The sequence below is a fragment of the Microbacterium sp. genome, from assembly GCF_051860965.1.
Taxonomy (GTDB): Bacteria; Actinomycetota; Actinomycetes; order Actinomycetales; family Microbacteriaceae; genus Microbacterium.
On the sequence record NZ_JBIMKU010000001.1, the window covers coordinates 590,238 to 609,939 of the forward strand.

At 69.7% G+C, this 19,702-nt stretch carries 19 protein-coding genes; 6 read left to right on the forward strand and 13 right to left on the reverse strand.

What is annotated here, in order from left to right:
- The first annotated feature begins 1 nt into the window (after nucleotide 1).
- Nucleotides 2-1,174 (forward strand): lactonase family protein, encoded by a 1,173-nt coding sequence (locus ACTIFV_RS02780; protein ID WP_439591224.1) that lies wholly within the window; start codon nucleotides 2-4, stop codon nucleotides 1,172-1,174.
- On the opposite strand, the gene ACTIFV_RS02785 is transcribed toward ACTIFV_RS02780, so the two are convergent.
- On the reverse strand, nucleotides 1,171-2,328 hold the full coding sequence (locus tag ACTIFV_RS02785) for an AI-2E family transporter (protein WP_439591225.1): 1,158 nt from the start codon (nucleotides 2,326-2,328) through the stop codon (nucleotides 1,171-1,173). The genes ACTIFV_RS02780 and ACTIFV_RS02785 overlap by 4 nt on opposite strands.
- A 79-nt stretch (nucleotides 2,329-2,407) precedes the next feature.
- Here ACTIFV_RS02785 and ACTIFV_RS02790 point away from each other — a divergent pair, with 79 nt between their 5' ends.
- Nucleotides 2,408-2,704, forward strand: coding sequence for a chorismate mutase (locus ACTIFV_RS02790; RefSeq protein ID WP_439591226.1), 297 nt, complete (start codon nucleotides 2,408-2,410; stop codon nucleotides 2,702-2,704).
- A 39-nt stretch (nucleotides 2,705-2,743) separates the two neighbouring features.
- Here ACTIFV_RS02790 and ACTIFV_RS02795 read toward each other — a convergent pair whose 3' ends face one another.
- The 7 genes from ACTIFV_RS02795 to purL form a co-directional block, all read right to left on the reverse strand.
- Nucleotides 2,744-3,430 carry a hypothetical protein gene (locus ACTIFV_RS02795; protein WP_439591227.1) on the reverse strand — a complete coding sequence of 229 codons (687 nt, stop codon included), beginning with the start codon at nucleotides 3,428-3,430 and terminating at the stop codon, nucleotides 2,744-2,746.
- Entirely contained in the window at nucleotides 3,427-4,341 is a 915-nt protein-coding gene (locus tag ACTIFV_RS02800) for an ABC transporter ATP-binding protein (protein WP_439591228.1), read from the reverse strand. Before ACTIFV_RS02800 ends, ACTIFV_RS02795 begins: the two co-directional genes overlap by 4 nt.
- The gene (locus tag ACTIFV_RS02805; RefSeq protein WP_439591229.1) at nucleotides 4,338-4,715 is read right to left on the reverse strand and encodes a GntR family transcriptional regulator; all 378 of its coding nucleotides are present in this window, start codon (nucleotides 4,713-4,715) and stop codon (nucleotides 4,338-4,340) included. The genes ACTIFV_RS02800 and ACTIFV_RS02805 overlap by 4 nt, the downstream gene beginning before the upstream one ends.
- A gap of 98 nt (nucleotides 4,716-4,813) precedes the next feature.
- Nucleotides 4,814-5,692 carry a hypothetical protein gene (locus ACTIFV_RS02810; RefSeq protein ID WP_439591230.1) on the reverse strand — a complete coding sequence of 293 codons (879 nt, stop codon included), beginning with the start codon at nucleotides 5,690-5,692 and terminating at the stop codon, nucleotides 4,814-4,816.
- A gap of 54 nt (nucleotides 5,693-5,746) precedes the next feature.
- On the reverse strand, nucleotides 5,747-6,595 hold the full coding sequence (locus ACTIFV_RS02815) for a hypothetical protein (RefSeq protein ID WP_439591231.1): 849 nt from the start codon (nucleotides 6,593-6,595) through the stop codon (nucleotides 5,747-5,749).
- Nucleotides 6,596-6,650: 55 nt separating this feature from the next.
- A complete protein-coding gene (locus ACTIFV_RS02820; RefSeq protein ID WP_439591232.1) occupies nucleotides 6,651-6,788 on the reverse strand; it encodes a hypothetical protein in 138 nt (45 codons plus the stop codon).
- Nucleotides 6,789-6,797: 9 nt separating this feature from the next.
- Complete coding sequence (purL, locus tag ACTIFV_RS02825; RefSeq protein WP_439591233.1) at nucleotides 6,798-9,191, reverse strand: phosphoribosylformylglycinamidine synthase subunit PurL; 2,394 nt, start codon at nucleotides 9,189-9,191, stop codon at nucleotides 6,798-6,800.
- A gap of 13 nt (nucleotides 9,192-9,204) precedes the next feature.
- On the opposite strand from purL, the gene ACTIFV_RS02830 reads away from it, so the two are divergent.
- From ACTIFV_RS02830 to ACTIFV_RS02840, 3 genes are read left to right on the forward strand one after another with little or no spacing between them, the layout of a single operon-like run.
- On the forward strand, nucleotides 9,205-9,567 hold the full coding sequence (locus ACTIFV_RS02830; RefSeq protein WP_439591234.1) for an ArsR/SmtB family transcription factor: 363 nt from the start codon (nucleotides 9,205-9,207) through the stop codon (nucleotides 9,565-9,567).
- Nucleotide 9,568: 1 nt separating this feature from the next.
- Nucleotides 9,569-10,549 (forward strand): SRPBCC family protein, encoded by a 981-nt coding sequence (locus tag ACTIFV_RS02835; protein ID WP_439591235.1) that lies wholly within the window; start codon nucleotides 9,569-9,571, stop codon nucleotides 10,547-10,549.
- The gene (locus ACTIFV_RS02840) at nucleotides 10,549-11,415 is read left to right on the forward strand and encodes an alpha/beta fold hydrolase (RefSeq protein WP_439591236.1); all 867 of its coding nucleotides are present in this window, start codon (nucleotides 10,549-10,551) and stop codon (nucleotides 11,413-11,415) included. The genes ACTIFV_RS02835 and ACTIFV_RS02840 overlap by 1 nt, the downstream gene beginning before the upstream one ends.
- A gap of 73 nt (nucleotides 11,416-11,488) precedes the next feature.
- Here the strand turns inward: ACTIFV_RS02840 and ACTIFV_RS02845 are convergent, their stop codons facing one another.
- On the reverse strand, nucleotides 11,489-12,595 hold the full coding sequence (locus ACTIFV_RS02845) for a fatty acid desaturase family protein (RefSeq protein ID WP_439591392.1): 1,107 nt from the start codon (nucleotides 12,593-12,595) through the stop codon (nucleotides 11,489-11,491).
- A 158-nt stretch (nucleotides 12,596-12,753) separates the two neighbouring features.
- Here ACTIFV_RS02845 and ACTIFV_RS02850 point away from each other — a divergent pair, with 158 nt between their 5' ends.
- Nucleotides 12,754-13,650, forward strand: coding sequence for a TerC family protein (locus ACTIFV_RS02850; protein ID WP_439591237.1), 897 nt, complete (start codon nucleotides 12,754-12,756; stop codon nucleotides 13,648-13,650).
- Nucleotide 13,651: 1 nt separating this feature from the next.
- Here the strand turns inward: ACTIFV_RS02850 and ACTIFV_RS02855 are convergent, their stop codons facing one another.
- The 4 genes from ACTIFV_RS02855 to kdpB form a co-directional block, all read right to left on the reverse strand.
- Complete coding sequence (locus ACTIFV_RS02855; RefSeq protein WP_439591238.1) at nucleotides 13,652-14,323, reverse strand: response regulator; 672 nt, start codon at nucleotides 14,321-14,323, stop codon at nucleotides 13,652-13,654.
- On the reverse strand, nucleotides 14,320-16,815 hold the full coding sequence (locus ACTIFV_RS02860; protein WP_439591239.1) for a DUF4118 domain-containing protein: 2,496 nt from the start codon (nucleotides 16,813-16,815) through the stop codon (nucleotides 14,320-14,322). The genes ACTIFV_RS02855 and ACTIFV_RS02860 overlap by 4 nt, the downstream gene beginning before the upstream one ends.
- A gap of 128 nt (nucleotides 16,816-16,943) precedes the next feature.
- Complete coding sequence (kdpC, locus tag ACTIFV_RS02865; protein WP_439591240.1) at nucleotides 16,944-17,537, reverse strand: potassium-transporting ATPase subunit KdpC; 594 nt, start codon at nucleotides 17,535-17,537, stop codon at nucleotides 16,944-16,946.
- A gap of 8 nt (nucleotides 17,538-17,545) precedes the next feature.
- Nucleotides 17,546-19,702, reverse strand: coding sequence for a potassium-transporting ATPase subunit KdpB (gene kdpB / locus ACTIFV_RS02870; RefSeq protein ID WP_439591241.1), 2,157 nt, complete (start codon nucleotides 19,700-19,702; stop codon nucleotides 17,546-17,548).

The following is a 19,702-nucleotide window of genomic DNA, read 5'->3' on the forward strand; positions in this document are numbered from 1 at the left end:
CGTGCGCTTCCTCCTGGGCGGGTACACCGCCGACATGGGCGGAAACGGCACCGGGATCGGGATGCTGCTCGCCGGGGCACCCGACGACGCGCTCGCCGGCGGGCCGCTCGGGTTCACGGGCGAGGTCGCACCGGCGGACTCGCCGTCGTGGGTGGCATGGCATCCCTCGCTCGACGTCGTCTACGCGGCGCTCGAGAAGCGCGGGGCCGTCCAGGCGTTCCGCCGCACAGGCGAGGCCTCCTTCGTCGCGTTGGGCGAGCCCGTCGCGGCGGGCGAGGCGACCTGTCACGTCGCGGTCGCACCCGACGGCGCATCGCTCGTCGCGAGCTGCTGGGGCGACGGACGCGTCGTGCGCATGTCGCTGGATGCCGCGGGGCGCCCGTCCGCGCCGGTTGCCGCGACGGTGGCGGTCGACCCGTACGGCTCGACCGCCCCGGGCTCGGGATCGACCCTCGCGCGCTCCGGTGACATCGATCTGGCCGCGGCGGCACGTGCTCTGCGGGACGCCGCCGGCGACGAGTTCGCCCACCTCGTGCCGGATCACGACCACGCACCCGAGGCCGAGGCGTCCGATTCGCGTCCCTCGCGTGCCCACGAAGCGGTCTTCCTCCCCGGCGGGCTCATCGCGACGACCGACATGGGCCTGGACCTCGTGCGGCTCTGGCGTGCCGGCGCCGACGGACTCGCACCGGCCGGCGAGGTCGTGCTTCCGCGCGGCAGCGGCCCGCGCCACATGGTGTGGCACCCGAGCGGGCACCTGTACGTCGTCGCCGAGCTGTCGTGCGAGGTGTTCGTGCTGACTCCGGATGCCTCGAGCACGTGGCGGCTCGTCGGGGGCGCACCTCTCGGCGCGGGCACGATTCCGGGCGACACGGCCGCGGAGCTCGCGGCATCCCGAGACGGCGACTTCCTCTACGCCGGTGTGCGCGGCAGCAACACGATCGCCACCGTCCGCGTCCGCGGCCAGGGCGAGAGCCTCGAGCCGGTCGCTCTCGTCGAGGCCGGCGTCGACTGGCCGCGTCACCACGTGGTCGAGCGCGACACGCTGCTGGTCGCGGGACAGCTCTCGGACGAGGTCGCATCCCTCACGCTCGATCTGCGCACCGGTGTGCCCGGCCGCGTGCGTCACCGCGCGGCGGCGCCGAGCCCGACCTGCATCATGCCCTTGGTCTAGAGCTTCGCGTCCTGCTTGGGTATGAAGACCTGCTTGATGATGAGCAGGATGGATGCCGTCACCGGCACCGCGATGAGCGCCCCGAGCAGACCGAGCAGAGTGCCGCCGATGAGGGCGCCGATCACGACGAGCGACCCGGGGATCGAAATGGCCTTGCTCATGACCCGCGGCGTGATGACGTAGGCCTCGATCTGGATGTAGATCAGGTACGCGATGCCGAAGATGAGCGCCGACACGGGGCTCGTGAACAGCGCGAGCGCCGTGGCGAAGATCCAGTACAGCACCGGACCGACGAGCGGGATGATCGTGATCGTGAAGGCCAGCACCCCCATGAGCAGCGGGTAGGGCAACCCCAGGATCAGGTGGAGGGTGAAGGCCACGACCGAGTTGAAGAACGCCAGGACGACCATGCCCATGAGGTAGGCGCCGATCGAGTCGGTGATCTCATCGGTCATGGCGTGCACCTTCGGCCGGTTGCGGGCCGGAGCGAAGCGTACGAGCGAATCCTTGATGGCGGGCAGCGAGGCGACGAAATAGAGCGTCAGCACGACGACGATGAGCAGGCCCGAGATCGCGGTCGCGATGCCGACGCCCACCTTCAGCAAGCCCCCGGAGATCGCGGCGATGTTCGCGGGATTGGTGATGAACTTCTGGAGGTCGTCGATCAGGTCGGTGAGGCCGTCGCCGAAGACGCCCTCGAGCCACTTGTAGAAGTCCGACGCCATGAAGTTGTTGATCGTAGCCGGGAGCGTCGAGAAGAACTGGGTGACCTGGGTCACGAGGGTCGGCACGACCAGCCAGAGCAGTCCGACACCGACGACGAGGAGTATGAAGAAGACGATGACGATCCCCCACACGCGCGACACCTTGTGCCGCTCCAGCCACTTGAGCAGGGGATCCAGACCGAGCGCCGCGAACATCGCCAGCGCGATGTAGATGAGCACCGTGGAGATGTTGGTGATCGCGATGCCCAGCAGCACGGCGGCGAGGCCGCCGAGCGTGACGAAGAAGCCGACGGGGAAGGGACTGTCCAACCGCGCCCAGAACGCCTTGGTCGTCTTGGCGGGAGAGCCGGTCGCGGTCGTGGCCGCGGCATCCGTCCCCGCCGACGGGTCCGCGGCGAGGGGAGCGGGTTCAGGTGTGCCGTCGGTCATGCGTCACACTCTAGGGCCGGGCGCGCGCGGTCCGCTCGCCCGCCGCGGGTGATCTCCGCGCCGCGCTACGCTCGGAGCCATGAGCGACGACGACCCCACGCAGACGCTCCTGCGACTGCGCAGCAGCATCGACAATGTCGATGCCGCCCTCATCTTCCTGCTCGCCGAGCGGTTCAAGTGCACCAAGCAGGTCGGTGAGCTGAAGGCCGAGCACGGGATGCCGGCATCCGACCCCGCTCGCGAGGAGCGCCAGCTCGCCCGCCTGCGCACGCTCGCGCACGATGCCGACCTCGATCCCGAGTTCGCCGAGAAGTGGTTCAACTTCGTCGTGGCCGAGGTCATCCGCCACCACACGGAAGCGGCCGACGGGCGCTGAAGCGCACCCGCCGGCCGATCGCAGCCGCGAAGCCGGCGGCTACGGGATCGCCCGTCGCAGAATGACGAACGAGATCGCGGCGAGCACGGCCGCGAGCAGGACGCCCCACAGCGCCAGTCCGAGTGCGCCGCTCACGGCGATCCAGGTGAACAGCTGGACCCACGCGTTCGCGAAGCCCGTGAGCCACATCAGGACCACCAGCGCGAAGGCGATGCCGACGAGCACGACCGTCAGCCAGAGCGCTCCCCATCGCTTGTAGATCGTCGCGGCCCAGAAGCCGGTGACGAAGAACAGCATCGCGATCGCGAAGTAGATGAACAGCGCCGCGAGGGGGCCGGCCGCCCAGATCCACTCGAGGTAGAAGAAGTAGCCATTCATCCCCCACCCCTGCGTCGCCTGCTCGATGAGACCGCCGATGAGGAAGATGACCGCCAGCATCGCGGCCGTCACTGTCGCCGTGAGCAGGGTGCCGAGGAAGAACTCGCGCCGGGTCACGCTCATCGCCTGCGAGAAGGGGAAGGTCAGCGTCAGCGCCTGCACGCCGACCACCATGAAGTACCACAGCGGCGCCCCCGAGCCGCCGCCGATCTTGGGCGCGTCGGTGGGGATCATGGCGTAGATCAGCAGGCTCAGCACGAATGCCCCGACCAGCACGATGAGGGGCACCCAGATGTAGGTCTGCTTGTTGACGAACTGCATGCGGACGACATTGAGAGTGCGACTCATCGGAGTGCTCCTTCGTCGAGAGGGGAGGGATGCGAGGATTCCGCGCTGTGCTGCGTCGTGCGGACGATCAGCTGCTGCAGCGACACCGGCGCCACGTCCAGGCCGGCGGCCCGCAGGCTCTCGTGATCGGCGGCGGAGAGTGCGCCGAGCACCGTCACCGACGAGACACGTCCCAGGCTCTCGCGGTGGATGACCTCGCGTCCGGTGACGAAGGCCTCGACCGCGGCGGTGTCGCCCACGATGTTCGCCGCGCGGTCGCGCACGGCATCCGTGTCCTCGTCCATGATGATCCGCCCGCGATCGATCACGAGAACGCGCTCGATCAGGTTCGACACCTCGTCGATCAGGTGGCTCGAGAGGATGACGGTGCGCGGATGCTCGGCGTAGTCCTCGAGCAGCCGGTCGTAGAAGATCTGGCGGGCCACGGCATCCAGTCCGAGGTAGGGCTCGTCGAAGAAGGTGATCTCGGCCCGCGCGGCGAGGCCGATGATGACGCCGACGGCCGAGAGCTGACCGCGCGAGAGCTTCTTGATCGTCTTCTTCATCGGCAGCTGCAGCTCGTCGATGAGACGCTCGGCCAGCTCCTGGTTCCAGTTCGGGAAGAAGAGCCGTGCGGCGCGGAAGGCGTGGCGCGGGGTCGAGTCGTCGGGGTAGCGCTGGCTCTCGCGCACGAAGCACATGCGCTGCAGCACCCGCGCGTTCTCGTACGGGTGCTCGCCGAAGATGCGCACGTCGCCCGACGTCGCGAAGTTCTGCGCCGTGAGGATCGACATGACGGTCGTCTTGCCGGCGCCGTTGCGGCCGAGCAGACCGTAGATCGTGTCTTTCGCGATGGAGAAGCTGACATCGTCGACCGCCAGTGCATCGCGGTAGCGCTTGGTGAGGTTCTTCACCTCGATCACGTTCGTCATCGTGGGTCTCCTTCCGAAGTGGTGGATCGTTCCTGGATGAGGCGGGCGATGTCGTCCGGGCCGAGCCCGAGGTGCCTCGCCTCGGCGAGCAAGGGGTCGACGTATCGGTCGGCGAAGACCGCGCGTCGCTCGGCGAGCAGCGCGGAGCGCGCGCCGTCGGCGACGAACATGCCGATCCCGCGTCGCTTGTAGAGCACGCCCTTGTCGACGAGCATGTTCACTCCCTTGGCGGCCGTCGCGGGATTGATGCGATAGAAGGCCGCGAGCTCGTTCGTCGACGGCGCCTGGGTCTCTTCGCCCAGACTTCCGTCGATGATGGACTCTTCGACGCTCTCCGCGATCTGCAGGAAGAGCGCCTTGCCTTCTTCGATCACGTCGCTCCGCTCAGTTGGTTAGTTACTTGACTAACTAACCATGCAACGGGGAGAGCACGACTGTCAACCCCCAGGCGGGGTCGTCCACCGATCCGTGCTCAGGAAGGCGACTTGGGATGGATGACGCGGCCCGAGCCGGTGTCGGTGCGCGCCGGCACGGGCCATGGCGCGTGCTCGCGCGCTCCGGGTGCCGACCGCACCGGTTCGGCGACCGGCTCGGGAACTGCGCCCGAGACCTCTGCCGGAGCGACGGGGGCGATCTCGAGCGCGACCTGGGTCTCGAGCACCTCGATCGCGTCGTCGGAGAGCGCGATCAGTCCGTCGAGCTCCTCGCGGACTCGCCGGTAGGCGAGCTGTCGCTCCGCCGGCGTCGCGGCCTGGTCGACGGCGACGGCGAGAAGCTGCTTGGCCTTCTCCAGCCGCTTGCGCTCGATCTCGGTGAACGAGGTGTCCTTGATGCGGCGCGCGTCGCGCTCGGCGACGTCGAATGCGACCTCGTAGTCGGCGACGGCGTTGCGGTACTCGGCGAGCTGAGCGGGCGTGAGCCGCGCCTTCGGGGACGCCGGGCGCAGCCCGTCGGCGATGCGCTGCGCACGCAGGAACGCCGCCGTCAGCGGCTGGCGGCCGTCGCTCATGGCGGGGAAGGCGATGAGCTTCGCGACATCCAGCTCGTAGTCGAGCCAGCGGGCCGTGACGGAATCGTGGGTCGCGAACAGACGGGCGAGCTGTGTCGCCTGCGACTCCCCCTCATGTTCGGCGGCGCCCGCGGAGAAGGCCGATGTCTTCGAGATCGCCCCACCGCGCTTGGCGGCTGTCAGCTCACTGCGGGCGCGGAGCAGCTCGATGCGCTGTTTGTGTCGTCGCTTCGCGGCACGTTCCCACGCGTTGCCGATCCTGCCCACGAGGCCGATCGTGATCGCGCCGACGGGGAAGATGAGCCACCAGTAGCTCTCCCACAGCTGCGCGAACGTCTCCATCCCCTCATGCTAATGACGTCGAGAGCCGCCCGGCACCGGGAAGATGCTGAGCGCTCAGGGCGAAGGCGGCCGCTGGTCGCGTCGCGGGAAGTTCTTGATCGACCACTCGACCGTGCGCTGTGTCGCGGTGAGAACGTCCTGCGCGCGATCGAACCAGGACTCCGCCGTGACGGTCCACTGCGGCGGAGGTCGATGGCCCGCCTGGATGAGCGCATCGCGCTCTGCGGCGTCGAACGCATCCTCGGCGTGACGGACCGCGGACCGATAGGCCGCGAAGTCGGCGGGTGTGATGCGGGCGTCGACGGATGCCGGGCGCAGCCAGCGCGCGTGCCGCTCGGCATCGAGGAAGGCGGCGAGCAGCGGCGAGCGCGAATCGCTCATGACGGGGTACGCGATGAGTTTCGCGGGATCGGTCTCGTACTGCATCCATCGCGCCGTCAGGACGTCGTGCTCGGACATGAGCCTGCCCAGCGGATACTCGGAGCGCTCGGTGTGCGCCGCGGGCACGGTCGCCCGCGCGGCGCCGACCGCTGCACGCCGTGCGCGCACGGCGACCGAGGCGGCCTTGAGCTCGGCGCGCGCGGACTGCACCCGTCGGCGCGCGGCTGCGACGGCACCGTCGGGGGCTCGGGATGCCGCGCGGTCCGCCTCGACGCGGAGCAGGTCGGCCTGCGCGACGCGCACCTGCGCTCGACTGCGTGCGACATCCCTCTTGGCCGACTCGAGCTCGTGCAGCGCGGCATCCACTCCGAGCCGGCGGGCGGGGCCTCGTGGCATGGGCTTCACAGCACGGGCACCTCTCGTGCGGCCGGCGCGCAGGCCGAACCAGCCCGCTGTCCCGGCTGCAGCCGCGGCGGGAGCGATCCACCAGAACTCGGCGGCGAAGATGAGGAGGGGCTCCACCCCTCGATGCTAACCGCGAGAGGCGGTGTGGCGACCGGGAGTCTGCCGGGTACGGTCAGCCGAAGAGCAGTGCGAACACGGTCGCGCCGCCGCCGACGAGGATGAGCGCCACGATCGTGACCCATGCGATCACCTTGATGCGCTTCTGTCGCGTCTCGCTGTAGACGCCGTACTCATCGTCGCTCTGGGCCATGGGCTCAGTCTAGAGCGCGGGTTCCGACACGGTGGCACCGAAGGCGTCGGGCAGCGTCGAGGTCGACAGATCGCGCAGCTCGGCCAGCGGCACCGTGAAGAGTCCCTGCACTTCGAGCGCGGCATCGGTCGGGTCGGTGACGCCGATCCGCAGCACCGGGTAGCCCCGGCCTTCGCAGAGCCCGCGGAACTTCACGTCGTCCTCGCGGGGCACGCTCACGATGACGCGGCCGGTGGACTCCGAGAAGAGGGCGGTCGCGGCATCCACCCCGTCGCGCTCCATGATCTCGGTGAGCCACACCCGGGCGCCGACTCCGAAGCGCAGGACGCCCTCGGCCAGCGCCTGGGCGAGGCCGCCCGACGAGAGGTCGTGCGCCGACGAGATGAGCGACTGCTGACCGCCTGCGTGCAGCAGCTCGGCGAGCTTGCGCTCCTGGCCGAGGTCGACGGCCGGGGGCCGACCGCCGAGGTGACCGTGCACGGTGCCGGCCCACTGCGAGCCGCTGAGCTCGGTCGCCGTGACGCCGAGCAGGTAGATGTTCTCGCCCGCGTCCTGCCAGCCCGACGGGATGCGCCGGCCCACGTCGTCGATGATGCCGAGCACGCCGACGACGGGCGTCGGGAAGATCGGCTGATCGCCGGTCTGGTTGTAGAAGCTCACGTTGCCGCCGGTGACGGGGACGCCGAGTTCGAGGCATCCGTCAGACAGTCCTTCGACGGCCTGCGAGAACTGCCACATGACCTCGGGGTTCTCGGGAGAGCCGAAGTTGAGGCAGTCGGTCACGGCCGTGGGCACCGCACCCGTGACGGCCACGTTGCGGTACGCCTCGGCGAGGGCGAGCTTGGCGCCCTCGTACGGGTCGAGCTGGCAGAAGCGGCCGTTGCAGTCGGTCGCGATCGCGAAGCCGAGACCCGAGTGCTCGTCGACGCGGATCATGCCGGCGTCGTCGGGGAACGACAGGGCCGTGTTGCCCATGACGTAGTAGTCGTACTGGTTGGTGACCCACGACGTGTCGGCGAGGTTCGGGCTCGCGACGAGCTGCAGGAACTGCGCGCGGAGCGTGTCGGCGTCGCTCGTGCGGGGCAGCGCCGAGGCCGAGTCGTCCCGCAGCGCATCGATCCACGTCGGGTAGGCGACGGGCCGCTCGTAGACGGGTCCGTCGACGGCGACGGTCGAAGGATCCACGTTCACGATCTCGTCGCCGTGCCAGAAGATCTGCAGGCGTCCGTCGCCCGTGACCTCGCCGAGCACGCTCGTCTCGACGTCCCACTTGCCGACGACCTCCAGGAACGCGTCGAGCTTCTCGGGCGCGACGATCGCCATCATGCGCTCCTGGCTCTCGCTCATGAGGATCTCCTCGGGCGTGAGCGTGGAGTCGCGCAGCAGGACGTTCTCGAGATCGACGCGCATGCCCGAGCCGCCGTTGGCGGCGAGCTCGCTGGTCGCGCACGAGATGCCCGCTGCCCCGAGATCCTGGATCGCCTCGACGAGGTCGTCGCGGTAGAGCTCGAGGCAGCACTCGATGAGCACCTTCTCGGCGAAGGGGTCTCCCACCTGCACGGCGGGGCGCTTGGTGGGGCCGCCGTCGGCGAACGTGTCGGACGCGAGGATGGATGCTCCGCCGATGCCGTCGCCACCCGTCCGGGCGCCGAAGAGCACGACCTTGTTGCCCGCGCCCGTCGCGTTGGCGAGCTTGATGTCCTCGTGGCGCATGACGCCGACCGCGAGGGCGTTGACGAGCGGGTTGCCCTGGTAGACCGCGTCGAAGACCGTCTCGCCGCCGATGTTCGGCAGGCCGAGGCAGTTGCCGTAGAACGAGATGCCGCTCACGACGCCGTGGACGACGCGCGCCGTGTCGGGGTTGTCGATCGCACCGAAGCGCAGCTGGTCCATGACGGCGACGGGGCGCGCGCCCATCGAGATGATGTCGCGCACGATGCCGCCGACGCCGGTCGCGGCGCCCTGGAACGGCTCGATGTAGCTCGGGTGGTTGTGCGACTCGACCTTGAAGGTGACCGCCCAGCCCTCGCCGATGTCGACGACGCCGGCGTTCTGGCCCATGCCGACCATGAGTCGGGTCTTCATCTCGTCCGAGACCTTCTGGCCGAACTGGCGCAGGTAGATCTTCGAGGACTTGTACGAGCAGTGCTCCGACCACATGACGGAGTACATCGCCAGCTCGCCCGACGTGGGGCGGCGCCCGAGGATCTCGCGGATCTGCGCGTACTCGTCGGGCTTGAGCCCGAGCGCGCCGTACGGCTGCTCCTTCTCGGGCGTGGCGATGGCGTTCTCGACGGTATCGGCGATGGGGGTGGTCACGCGGCTCAGCTCCAGGAAATCGGGGATGCCGGACCCTCCGAGTCTAGTCGCGGGAAAGGGTTGACACCGGACGTCGGGAGGCATAACGTACAACCAAATGGTTGCACAAACGGAGCTCAGCGATGAACAGATCGACCGCGTCTTCCACGCGCTCGCCACGGCGACGCGCCGCGACATCCTGCGACGCACCATCGACGGTGAGCTGTCGGTCTCGATGCTCGCCCGCGACTACGACATGTCGTTCGCGGCCGTCCAGAAGAACGTCGCCGTCCTCGAAGAGGCCGGCCTCATCGTCAAGCGCGCCGAAGGGCGCGAGCGTCTCGTACGAGCGGATCCGGCGATGATCGCCAGGGCCCGCGCGCTCCTCGCGCGCTACGAGGAGCTGTGGCGATCGCGCATCGATCGCCTCGACGCACTGCTCGCCGAAGAACCGGAACCCCAGAGAACAGAAGGAGAATGACATGCCCGTCACCGACGTGGTCACCGACCCCGAAGCACTGACCCTGACCCTCACCGCCGACTTCGCGGCCCCCGCGGAGCGCGTGTGGAACGCCTTCACCGAACCCCGGCAGCTCGAGCGGTTCTGGGGCCCTCCCGGGTATCCGGCGACCTTCACGTCGTTCGATTTCACGGTAGGCGGCACGGCGCTGTACAAGATGACGAGTCCGCAGGGCGAGGAGTCGTTCGGCTCGTGGGAGTTCCTCGAGATCGACCCGACCTCGTCGTTCGCGGTGCTCGACCAGTTCGCCGACGAGTTCGGCAACGCCGTGGTCGAGATGCCCGCCAGCCGCATGACGTTCGCGATCTCCTCGACCGAAGCGGGCGCCCGACTCGTCAGCACGACCTACTTCACGTCGGCCGAGTCGCTCGAGCAGCTCGTCGGCATGGGCATGGTCGAAGGCGCCACGATGGCGATGAACCAGCTCGATCGGGTGCTCGGTGGGCTCCGCGCCTACGCCGAGGGCAAGGGCACGCGCACCGAGATCCTCGACGACCAGCACGTGCGCATCACGCGGCTCATCGACGGTCCGCGCGATCTCGTCTGGCGTGCGCACACCGAGCCCGAGCTCATGAAGAAGTGGCTGCTCGGCCCCGACGGCTGGCGCATGAGCGTGTGCGAGTTCGAGCCGGTGGCGGGCACGACCTACCGCTACGCGTGGGAGCCCGTCGGCGACGCGGAGGGCGAGGCCTTCGGCTTCGACGGTGAGATCCTGCACGCCGAGCCCCAGCGCCGGCTCGTGAACACGGAGCACATGACGGGCACCGACTACCCGGCGACGCTCAACGACATGAACCTCGAGGAGGAGGACGGCGCGACGCTCATCACGCTGTACATCGAGTACCCCGACGCCCAGACGCGCGACATGGTGCTCGCGACCGGCATGACCGACGGCATGGAGACGAGCTACGCCCGCCTCGAAGGCATCCTGGCTGCGGTGTGATGGCCACGCGACCGATCACCACCCGCGTGGTGGGCGAAGGCGACGACGCGATCACGTACGACATCCACGGTGACCTCGCTGACGCGACGCCGGACAAGCCCGCGCTCTTCGTGTTCGCGGCGCCGATGGATGCCTCGGGCCTCGCGCTTCTCGCTGAGCGGATCGTCGATCGCCCGGTCGTCACGTACGACCCGCGGGGCGCCGGCCGCAATCCGGTCGGCACCGCCGATATCCCGACCGAGCAGCACGCCGACGATCTCCACCGTGTCATCACCGACCTGGGGGTCGGGCCCGTCGACGCCTTCGGCAGCAGCGGCGGCGCGGTCAACCTGCTGGCTCTGCTCGCAGCTCACCCCGATGACGTCCGACGTGCCGTGGTGCACGAGCCCCCGCTCGCCGCCGGGCTGCCCGACCGCGACACCGTGCTCGCCGTCATCCGGGACATGAAGGACACCTACGCGCGGCACGGCGACGGCCCGGCGATGGCGAAGTTCATCCAGCTCGTCATGCTCGACGGGCCGCTGCCCGACGACTACCTCGACGGCCCGGCGCCGGAACCTGCGATGTTCGGGATGCCGGCGGAGGACGACGGCGTGCGGACGAACCCGCTCCTGCGCAACATGCCCGCGGTCATCGAGTACGAGATCGATGCGGACGCACTTCGCGCGCTGGGCGATCGGCTGGTGATCGCGGCGGGCGTCGAGTCCCGCGAAGAGATGGCCGCGCGCGGCGCGCGGGCGACGGCATCCACCGTCGGAATCCCGGTCACGGACTTCCCGAGTCACCACGCGGGCTTCACGTCGCAGCCAGGATTCCCCGGCGACCCCGAGGGCTTCGCCGCGCGGCTCCGCGAGGTGCTGGCGTAGCTCGGCATCCGCTGTCCGCCACCGGACGCACGAGAGCCCCGGCATCGCTGCCGGGGCTCTCGCGTGCGGTCGATCAGGAGGGGCGGAACTGCGCCACGAGGTGGCAGTCGAACGGGTCGCGTGCGGCGAGGCCGACGCGGTTGAGGTACGCGATGAAGATGCCGTACGACTGGATGAGGCTCGTCTCGGTGTACGGCACGCCGAGCGCACGGCACTGGTCCATGACGATCTCTCGCGCCTTGGCGAGGTGCGGGCGCGGCATGCTCGGGAACAGGTGGTGCTCGACCTGGTAGTTGAGCCCGCCCATGAGCCACGTCGCCCACCAGCCGCCGCGGATGTTGCGGGAGGTGCGCACCTGCTTCGAGAAGAAGTCGAGCTTCGCGCCGGGGGCGATGATCGGCATGCCCTTGTGGTTGGGAGCGAAGGATGCCCCCATGTAGACGCCGAAGACGGCGAGCTGCACGCCGATGAAGGCGAACGCCATGCCGAGCGGCAGGAAGAAGAAGATCGGGGTGAACAGCAGCGCGAAGCGCGCGGCGATCATCGAGAGCTCGGTCCAACGGCCCTTGACCTCGCCCCGTGAGAACAGGTGCTTGATGCCCAGGAAGTGCAGGTTCGCGCCCTCGAGCGTCAGAAGGGGGAAGAAGAACCAGCCCTGCTTGCGCGTGATGAAGGCCATCGGGCCCTTCACCTTGGCGGCGTCCTCTTCGAGGAAGCGGATCGTGTCGACCTCGATGTCGGGGTCGCGCCCGACCTGGTTCGGGTTGGCGTGGTGCCGCGAGTGCTTCGTGTTCCACCACGAGTAGCTGATGCCGACGATGCCGGCGGCCAGGATGCGGCCGATGCGGTCGTTGGCTGGACCCGACGCGAGGATCTGCTTGTGGTTGGCCTCGTGCGACAGGAACGCGACCTGCGTGAGCAGGATGCCGAGCGCGGCCGCGATGAGCAGCTGGAACCAGCTGGGACCGAGAAGGACGAAGCCTGCGACGCAACCGGCGAGCCCCAGGAGGAGGACCGCGCCGACGATCGCGTAGAAGCCGCGGGTGCGGCTCAGGAGCCCGGTCTCGCGGACGACCTCGGCCACCTGCGTGTACGACCGCGCGATGGGGGGGAAGGTGTCGGCGCCGGCGTACGTCTGGCGGATGGGGCCGAGGGTGGCCTCCAGAGTCTGGGTGGCGATGATCGCGTTCCTCTGGTTCGGATGCCGACCCGAGGGGCCGACGCGGAGCCACAGGCGGATGCCGATCGCTAAGCGCCACACTACGCGCGTGCATATGGCGACAGGCGTATGCGCAGGAGACGTGCAGTGCCTTGCCAGCCGCCGCCTACGATGAACCCGTGGACTTCTCGCTGGCCTTCACGCCCGACCTCATCGCCGTCTTCTTCACGCTCTTCGTGCTCGAGGTGGTGCTGGGCGTCGACAACGTCATCTTCATCTCGATCCTGGCCTCCAAGCTCCCGAAGGAGCAGCAGGCGAAGGCCCGCAACCTGGGCCTCACCCTCGCGATGGTGATGCGCGTCATCCTCGTTCTCTTCGCCGGCTGGATCATCACGCTGAAGGAGGACGTCTTCTTCATCGGCGAGATGGGCTTCTCGTGGAAGGACCTCATCCTCATCGCGGGTGGTCTCTTCCTCGTCTACAAGGCCGTCACCGAGATCCACCACAAGCTCGAGGGGCACGAGGAGGAAGCACAGGCATCCGGTCGCGCCACCGTCACCTTCGGCTCCGTGCTGATCCAGATCCTCCTGCTCGACCTCGTGTTCTCGCTCGACTCGGTGATCACGGCGGTGGGCATGACCGAGAGCCTCGTCGTGATCATCACCGTCGTGGTGCTGTCGTTCGGCATCATGCTCTTCGCGTCGCGCTTCATCTTCGCCTTCGTCAACAAGCACCCGACGGTCAAGATGCTGGCGCTGTCGTTCCTGCTGCTCATCGGCGTCTTCCTCGTCGCCGAGGGCTTCGACTTCAAGATCGACAAGGCCTTCATCTACGGCCCGATGGCGTTCGCGATCATCGTCGAGGCGCTCAACCTGACCTACTCGGCGCGCAAGGCCAAGCGCGAGCAGAAGCGTCAGACGGCGGTGCAGTTCCGGCCGCAGTACCCCGGTGTCGACGAGTCGGCGGCGATCGACGCGGCGCTCTCGAAGGATCCCGCATCGGGCTCCGTCGGACTGTCGCGCAAGCCCGTCGCGGGCGACGTCACCACCCACGAGCACCGCGAGGGCCTCGGCTGAGTCAGACGACGAGCCGGTAGCCCATGCCCTGCTCGGTGAGCAGGTGCGCGGGGTGTGCGGGATCGGGCTCGAGCTTCTTGCGCAGCTGCGACATGTACAGCCGCAGGTAGCCCGAGTCGCTCACCTGCTCGCTCGACCAGATCTCCTTGAGCAGGGTCTGGCGCGTAACGAGCGTGCCGGGATTGCGGGCGAGGAACTCCAGCATCCGCCACTCCGTCGGCGTCAGGTGCACGCGCGCTCCCGCCTTCGTGACCGACTTCGTGGCGAGGTCGACGGACACGTCCGCGAAGTTCACGACGGGGGTGCCGGATGCCTCCCCCGCCCGCCGCGAGAGCGCGCGCAGTCGGGCGAGCAGCTCGTCGATCTGGAACGGCTTCGTGACGTAGTCGTCGGCCCCGGCATCCAGCGCGTCCACCTTGTCGCCCGACCCCGTGCGGCCCGACACGACGATGATGGGCGCGGTCGTCCAGCCGCGGAGCGCGTGGATGACGCCGACGCCGTCGAGGCGCGGCATCCCGAGATCCAGCATCACGATGTCGGGGTGCTCCTTCGCCGCCAGGGCGACCGCGGCCGCGCCGTCGGGTGCCGCGACGACGTCGTAGCCGTGCGCGGCGAGGGTGATCCGCAGCGCGCGGACGAGCTGCGGATCGTCGTCGGCGATCAGGATCTTCATGCCACCTCCACCGGCAGAGCGATGACCATCGTGAGGCCGCCGCCCGGAGTGTCCTCCGGAGTCAGCGTCCCACCCATCCCGTTCACGAACCCGCGGGACACGGCGAGACCCAGGCCGAGACCCGTCGTGTTGTCGACATCGCCCAGACGCTGGAAGGGCGAGAACATGTCGTCGCGGCGTTCGGGCGGCACCCCCGGCCCACGGTCGATCACGCGGATCTCGGCCGTCGCGCCGAGGCGGCTCGTCGAGATGAGCACGGGCGCGTCGACCGGGCTGTGGCGCCGCGCGTTCGCGAGCACGTTGACGATGACGCGCTGCAGCAGAACGGGGTCGGCGATCACGGGAGGCAGGTCGGGATCGAGGGCGAGCTCGACCTCTTCGGGGCCGAGGGCCAGCTCGTCGAGCGCCGAGAGCACGGCTCCGGATGCGTCGACGGATGCCAGCGACACCGCTAGCACGCCGGCTTCGACCCGGCTCACATCGAGCAGATCGGTCACGAGCGCCGAGAGGGTCGCGAGGCTCTCGTCGGCGGTCGCGAGCAACTCGCGCTGGTCGTCGACCGACAGCTCCATCCCCGCCGCGCGCAGGCCGCCGATCGCGGCGACCGCGGCGGCGAGCGGGCGGCGCAGGTCGTGGCTCACGGCCGAGAGCAGGGCGGAGCGCACCTGGTCGGTCTCCGCGAGCGCATCGGCTTCTCGCGCCGTCGCGGTCAGGTCGGTGTGTTCCAGCGCGGCGGAGAGCTGCGCGGCGATCGCGTCGACGAGTCGGCGGTCGGCGGCATCCAGGTCCTTGCCGTGCAGCTCGAGGGTCGCGCGCGGAGACGACCCGACGCGGCCGATCGCGATCGACTCGTAGGCGCCGTCCCGCACGGGCTCGCCGTCGACCGCCAGCACGTCGCCGTCGATCCCGACGAGCCGCACCCCCGCGAGTCCGAGCGACTCGCGCGTGCGGGCAACCATCGCGGGGATCGCGCTCTCGCCGCGCAGCACGCTGCCGGCGACCGTCGCGAGCAGCTCGGATTCGGCTGCGGCTCGTCGCGCAGCCCGCGCGGCGCGCGCCGCGCGGTCGACGACGAAGCTCACGAGCACCGCGATGACGACGTAGAGCACGAGCGCCCACGCGTTGCGAGGGTCGGCGACCGTGATCGTGTAGAACGGCGGCACGAAGAAGAAGTTGAGCGTCAGGCCCGACATGACGGCTGCGAACAGCGCGGGCCAGATGCCGCCGACGAGGGCGACGATCACGACGAGCAGCTGGTAGGCGAGCACGTCGCTCGTGATGGTGTCCTCCGAGCGGAGCACGACGAGCAGCCAGGTGAGGAGCGGGCCGCCGGTCAGAGCGAGCACGAAGCCCAGCACGCGTCGCTTCACGCTGAGCGCCCCGCCGGAGATCCTCGGCAGCGCGAACCTTCCCGCCGAGGAGTGCGTCACGATGTGCACGTCGATGTCGCCGGATTCGCGGATGACGGTGGCTCCGATGCCCGGGCCTGTGATCGCGGCGGCCAGCCGCCCGCGGCGGCTCACGCCGATGACCAGCTGCGTGGCATCCACCGACCGCGCGAACTCGACGAGAGCGCGCGGGATGTCGTCGCCGATGACCTGATGGTACGAGCCGCCGAGCGACTCGACGAGTGCGCGCTGCTTCGCGAGCGCGCCCGGCGCCCCCGTACGCAGACCGTCCTGGCTCGACACGTGCACCGCGAGCAGCTCGCCGCCCGCCGAGCGCGCCGCGATGCGGGCGCCGCGGCGCAGCAGCGTCTCACCCTCGGGGCCACCCGTGAGTGCGACGACGACACGCTCGCGCGCCTGCCAGGTGCCCTGGATGCCGTGCTCCTCGCGGTAGCTCTTGAGCGCGCTGTCGACTTCGTCGGCGAGCCAGAGCAGCGCGAGCTCGCGCAGCGCGGTGAGGTTGCCGAGGCGGAAGTAGTTCGACAGCGCCGCATCCACGCGCTCCGCCGGGTAGACGACCCCGGCGGCGAGGCGGTCGCGCAGCGACTGCGGCGCCAGGTCGATGACCTCGACCTGGTCGGCGCCGCGGACGACGGCATCCGGGACCGTCTCCCTCTGCACGACGCCCGTGATCTGCTCGACGACGCCGCCGAGCGACTCGATGTGCTGGACGTTGACGGTCGTGATGACGTCGATGCCCGCCGCGCGCAGCGCCTCGACGTCCTGCCACCTCTTGGCGTGGACAGAGCCGGGGGCGTTGGTGTGCGCGAGCTCGTCGACGAGGGCGACGGAGGGACGCCGCGCCAGCACGGCATCCAGATCCATCTCGCTCAGCGCGACGCCGCGGTGCTCGACCGTGTGCCGGGGGACCGAGGGAAGCCCCTCGAGCAGGGCGGCCGTCGCGGCGCGGCCGTGGGTCTCGACGATCGCGACGACGACGTCCTGTCCGTCGGCGATGAGTCGGCGCCCTTCTTCGAGCATCTCGTAGGTCTTGCCGACGCCGGGGGCGGCCCCGAGGAGCACCCGCAGCCTGCCGCGCTTCATGCCCTCACCCTAGTTTCTGTCCGTGTGCATCTGTGGTGTGCACAACGTCGGCAGACCGCGCGTCGCCCGGCCGTGCGGGGCGATGCGGCGGTTGCTCGGAGCCGTTCTGCCGACGTCGTGCACGAGGCTCAGCCCAGCTCGTCCAGTGCGCGATTGAGCTGCAGGACGTTGACGCGCGGCTCGCCCAGGAAGCCGAGGTCGCGGTCCTGGATCATCGACTCGACGAGCGACCGCACGTCGGCCTCGGGCAGACCCCGGGCTTCGGAGACCCGTGCGACCTGCAGGAGGGCGTATGCGGGGCTGATGTCGGGGTCGAGCCCCGATCCCGAGGCGGTCACCGCATCCGCCGGGACATCGGCGATGTCGACGCCGTCGCGCGCGGCGATCGCGGCCTGGCGCTCTTCGATCGCGGCGATGAGGTCGTCGTTGTTCGGGCCGAGGTTGGAGCCGCTCGAGGCGCCGCCGTCGTAGCCGTCGCCGGCGGCGGAGGGGCGCGACTGGAAGTACTCGGGATCGTCGGCGAACGACTGGCCGATGAGCGCCGAGCCGACGAGCCGGCCGTCGTCGGTGCGGATCTGCGAGCCGTTCGCCTGCCAGGGCAGTGCGAGCTGGCCGACGCCCGTGATGAGCAGCGTGTAGCCGAGGCCGAGCACGAGGGTGAAGACGAGCATCGCGCGGATCGCGACGCCGGTCGTGCGCAGAGTGGTGCGGGACGTGGACATGATTCTCCTCAGAAGCCCGGGATGAGGCTGACCAGCAGGTCGATCAGCTTGATGCCGACGAACGGCGCGATGACGCCGCCGAGGCCGTAGACGAGCAGGTTGCGGCTCAGCACCTGCGAGGCGCTCGCCGCGCGGTACTTCACGCCGCGCAGCGCGAGCGGGATCAGCACGATGATGACGAGCGCGTTGAAGATGATGGCGCTCGTGACGGCGGATGCCGGCGACGAGAGCCCCATGATGTTCAGCGCCGCGAGGCCCGGGAAGACGCCCATGAACATCGCGGGGATGATCGCGAAGTACTTCGCGATGTCGTTGGCGAGCGAGAACGTCGTCAGCGCGCCGCGCGTGATGAGCAGCTGCTTGCCGATGCGCACGATGTCGATGAGCTTCGTCGGGTCGCTGTCGAGATCGACCATGTTGCCGGCTTCCTTCGCCGCCGACGTGCCCGTGTTCATCGCGACGCCGACGTCGGCCTGCGCGAGCGCGGGCGCGTCGTTCGTGCCGTCGCCCGTCATCGCGACGAGTCGGCCGCCCTCCTGTTCGCGGCGGATGAGTGCGAGCTTGTCCTCGGGAGTCGCCTCGGCGAGGTAGTCGTCGACGCCCGCCTCCTTCGCGATCGCCTCGGCCGTGAGCGGGTTGTCGCCCGTGATCATGACGGTCCGGATGCCCATCGCGCGCAGCTCGCCGAAGCGGTCGCGCAGGCCGTCCTTCACGATGTCCTTGAGGTGGATGACGCCCAGGACCGTCCCGTCCGAGCCCGTCAGGGTCGCGACGACGAGCGGCGTGCCGCCCGACTGCGCGATCGCATCGGTCTCGCTCGTGAGGTGCGCGCGCGTCGCGGCGGGGACGGGGGCTCCGGATGCCTCGAGCCACGCGAGCACGGCGGACCCGGCGCCCTTGCGCACGATCGTGCCGTCGGCGAGGTCGAGACCCGACATGCGCGTCTGCGCGGTGAACGGCACGATGGTCGCATCCGCCGGCGACGAGACGTGGATGCCTCGAACCGCCGCGAGCTCGACGACCGAGACGCCCTCGGGCGTGGGGTCGGCGAGCGACGACAGGGCCGCCGCACGGGCGAGTTCACCGGCATCCATCCCCGGCATCGCGACGAAGTCGGAGGCGCGACGGTTGCCGTAGGTGATCGTGCCGGTCTTGTCGAGGAGGAGCGTCGTGACGTCGCCCGCGGCCTCGACCGCGCGACCCGACATCGCCAGCACGTTGCGCTGCACCAGGCGGTCCATGCCGGCGATGCCGATCGCCGACAGGAGGGCGCCGATCGTCGTGGGGATGAGGCACACGAGCAGCGCGACGAGCACCGGGATGCTGACGGGCGACGCGGCGTACGACGCGATCGGGTTGAGGGTCAGCACCACCACGACGAAGACGACCGACAGGCTCGCGAGCAGGATGTTGAGCGCGATCTCGTTGGGTGTCCGCTGGCGCGCGGCCCCCTCGACGAGGGCGATCATGCGGTCGACGAACGTCTCACCGGGCTTCGACGTGATGCGCACGACGATGCGATCCGACAGCACGCGGGTGCCGCCCGTGACCGCGGAGCGGTCGCCGCCCGACTCGCGCACGACGGGAGCGGACTCGCCCGTGATGGCCGACTCGTCGACGGTCGCGATGCCGTGGACGATGTCGCCGTCGCCCGGGACGAGCTCGCCCGCGGTCACGATGACGACGTCGCCGAGTGTGAGGTCGGATGATGCGACCTCGACCGTCTCGGCGGCGGAGGCCGAGGCATCCCGCGCCCCGTCGTACCGGACGACGCGCGTGGCCTTCGTCGTCGTTCGGGTCTGGCGCAGCGTCGCGGCCTGGGCTTTGCCGCGGCCTTCGGCGACGGACTCCGCGACGTTCGCGAAGAGCACGGTGAGCCACAGCCAGATCGCGATGCCCCACGTGAAGCCGAGCGGCACGGGCGTGCCGCCGGACTCCTCCGCACCGCCGAGGAACGGCTCGGCGATCGCGATGGCGGTCGTGAGAGCGGCGCCCACCCACACGAGGAACATGACGGGATTGCGCCACTGCGCGGCGGGGTTGAGCTTGCGAAGCGCTCCGGGGAGAGCTTCGACGACCTGGGACCAGCTGAAGGCGCGGGATGCCGCGGGCTTCTCGGGAACGGATCCCGCGATCGGGGTCGGGGTCAGGGTGGAGTTCGACAT

Bases quoted from the DNA above. Each gene is read 5' to 3' on its own strand.
- ACTIFV_RS02785 (WP_439591225.1), bottom strand. From the start codon at position 2,328: ATGACCGACGGCACACCTGAACCCGCTCCCCTCGCCGCGGACCCGTCG.
- ACTIFV_RS02790 (WP_439591226.1), top strand. From the start codon at position 2,408: ATGAGCGACGACGACCCCACGCAGACGCTCCTGCGACTGCGCAGCAGC.
- ACTIFV_RS02795 (WP_439591227.1), bottom strand. From the start codon at position 3,430: ATGAGTCGCACTCTCAATGTCGTCCGCATGCAGTTCGTCAACAAGCAG.
- ACTIFV_RS02800 (WP_439591228.1), bottom strand. From the start codon at position 4,341: ATGACGAACGTGATCGAGGTGAAGAACCTCACCAAGCGCTACCGCGAT.
- ACTIFV_RS02810 (WP_439591230.1), bottom strand. From the start codon at position 5,692: ATGGAGACGTTCGCGCAGCTGTGGGAGAGCTACTGGTGGCTCATCTTC.
- ACTIFV_RS02820 (WP_439591232.1), bottom strand. From the start codon at position 6,788: ATGGCCCAGAGCGACGATGAGTACGGCGTCTACAGCGAGACGCGACAG.
- purL (WP_439591233.1), bottom strand. From the start codon at position 9,191: ATGCCTCCCGACGTCCGGTGTCAACCCTTTCCCGCGACTAGACTCGGA.
- ACTIFV_RS02830 (WP_439591234.1), top strand. From the start codon at position 9,205: ATGGTTGCACAAACGGAGCTCAGCGATGAACAGATCGACCGCGTCTTC.
- ACTIFV_RS02835 (WP_439591235.1), top strand. From the start codon at position 9,569: ATGCCCGTCACCGACGTGGTCACCGACCCCGAAGCACTGACCCTGACC.
- ACTIFV_RS02840 (WP_439591236.1), top strand. From the start codon at position 10,549: ATGGCCACGCGACCGATCACCACCCGCGTGGTGGGCGAAGGCGACGAC.
- ACTIFV_RS02855 (WP_439591238.1), bottom strand. From the start codon at position 14,323: ATGAAGATCCTGATCGCCGACGACGATCCGCAGCTCGTCCGCGCGCTG.
- ACTIFV_RS02860 (WP_439591239.1), bottom strand. From the start codon at position 16,815: ATGAAGCGCGGCAGGCTGCGGGTGCTCCTCGGGGCCGCCCCCGGCGTC.
- kdpC (WP_439591240.1), bottom strand. From the start codon at position 17,537: ATGTCCACGTCCCGCACCACTCTGCGCACGACCGGCGTCGCGATCCGC.
- kdpB (WP_439591241.1), bottom strand. From the start codon at position 19,702: ATGTCGAACTCCACCCTGACCCCGACCCCGATCGCGGGATCCGTTCCC.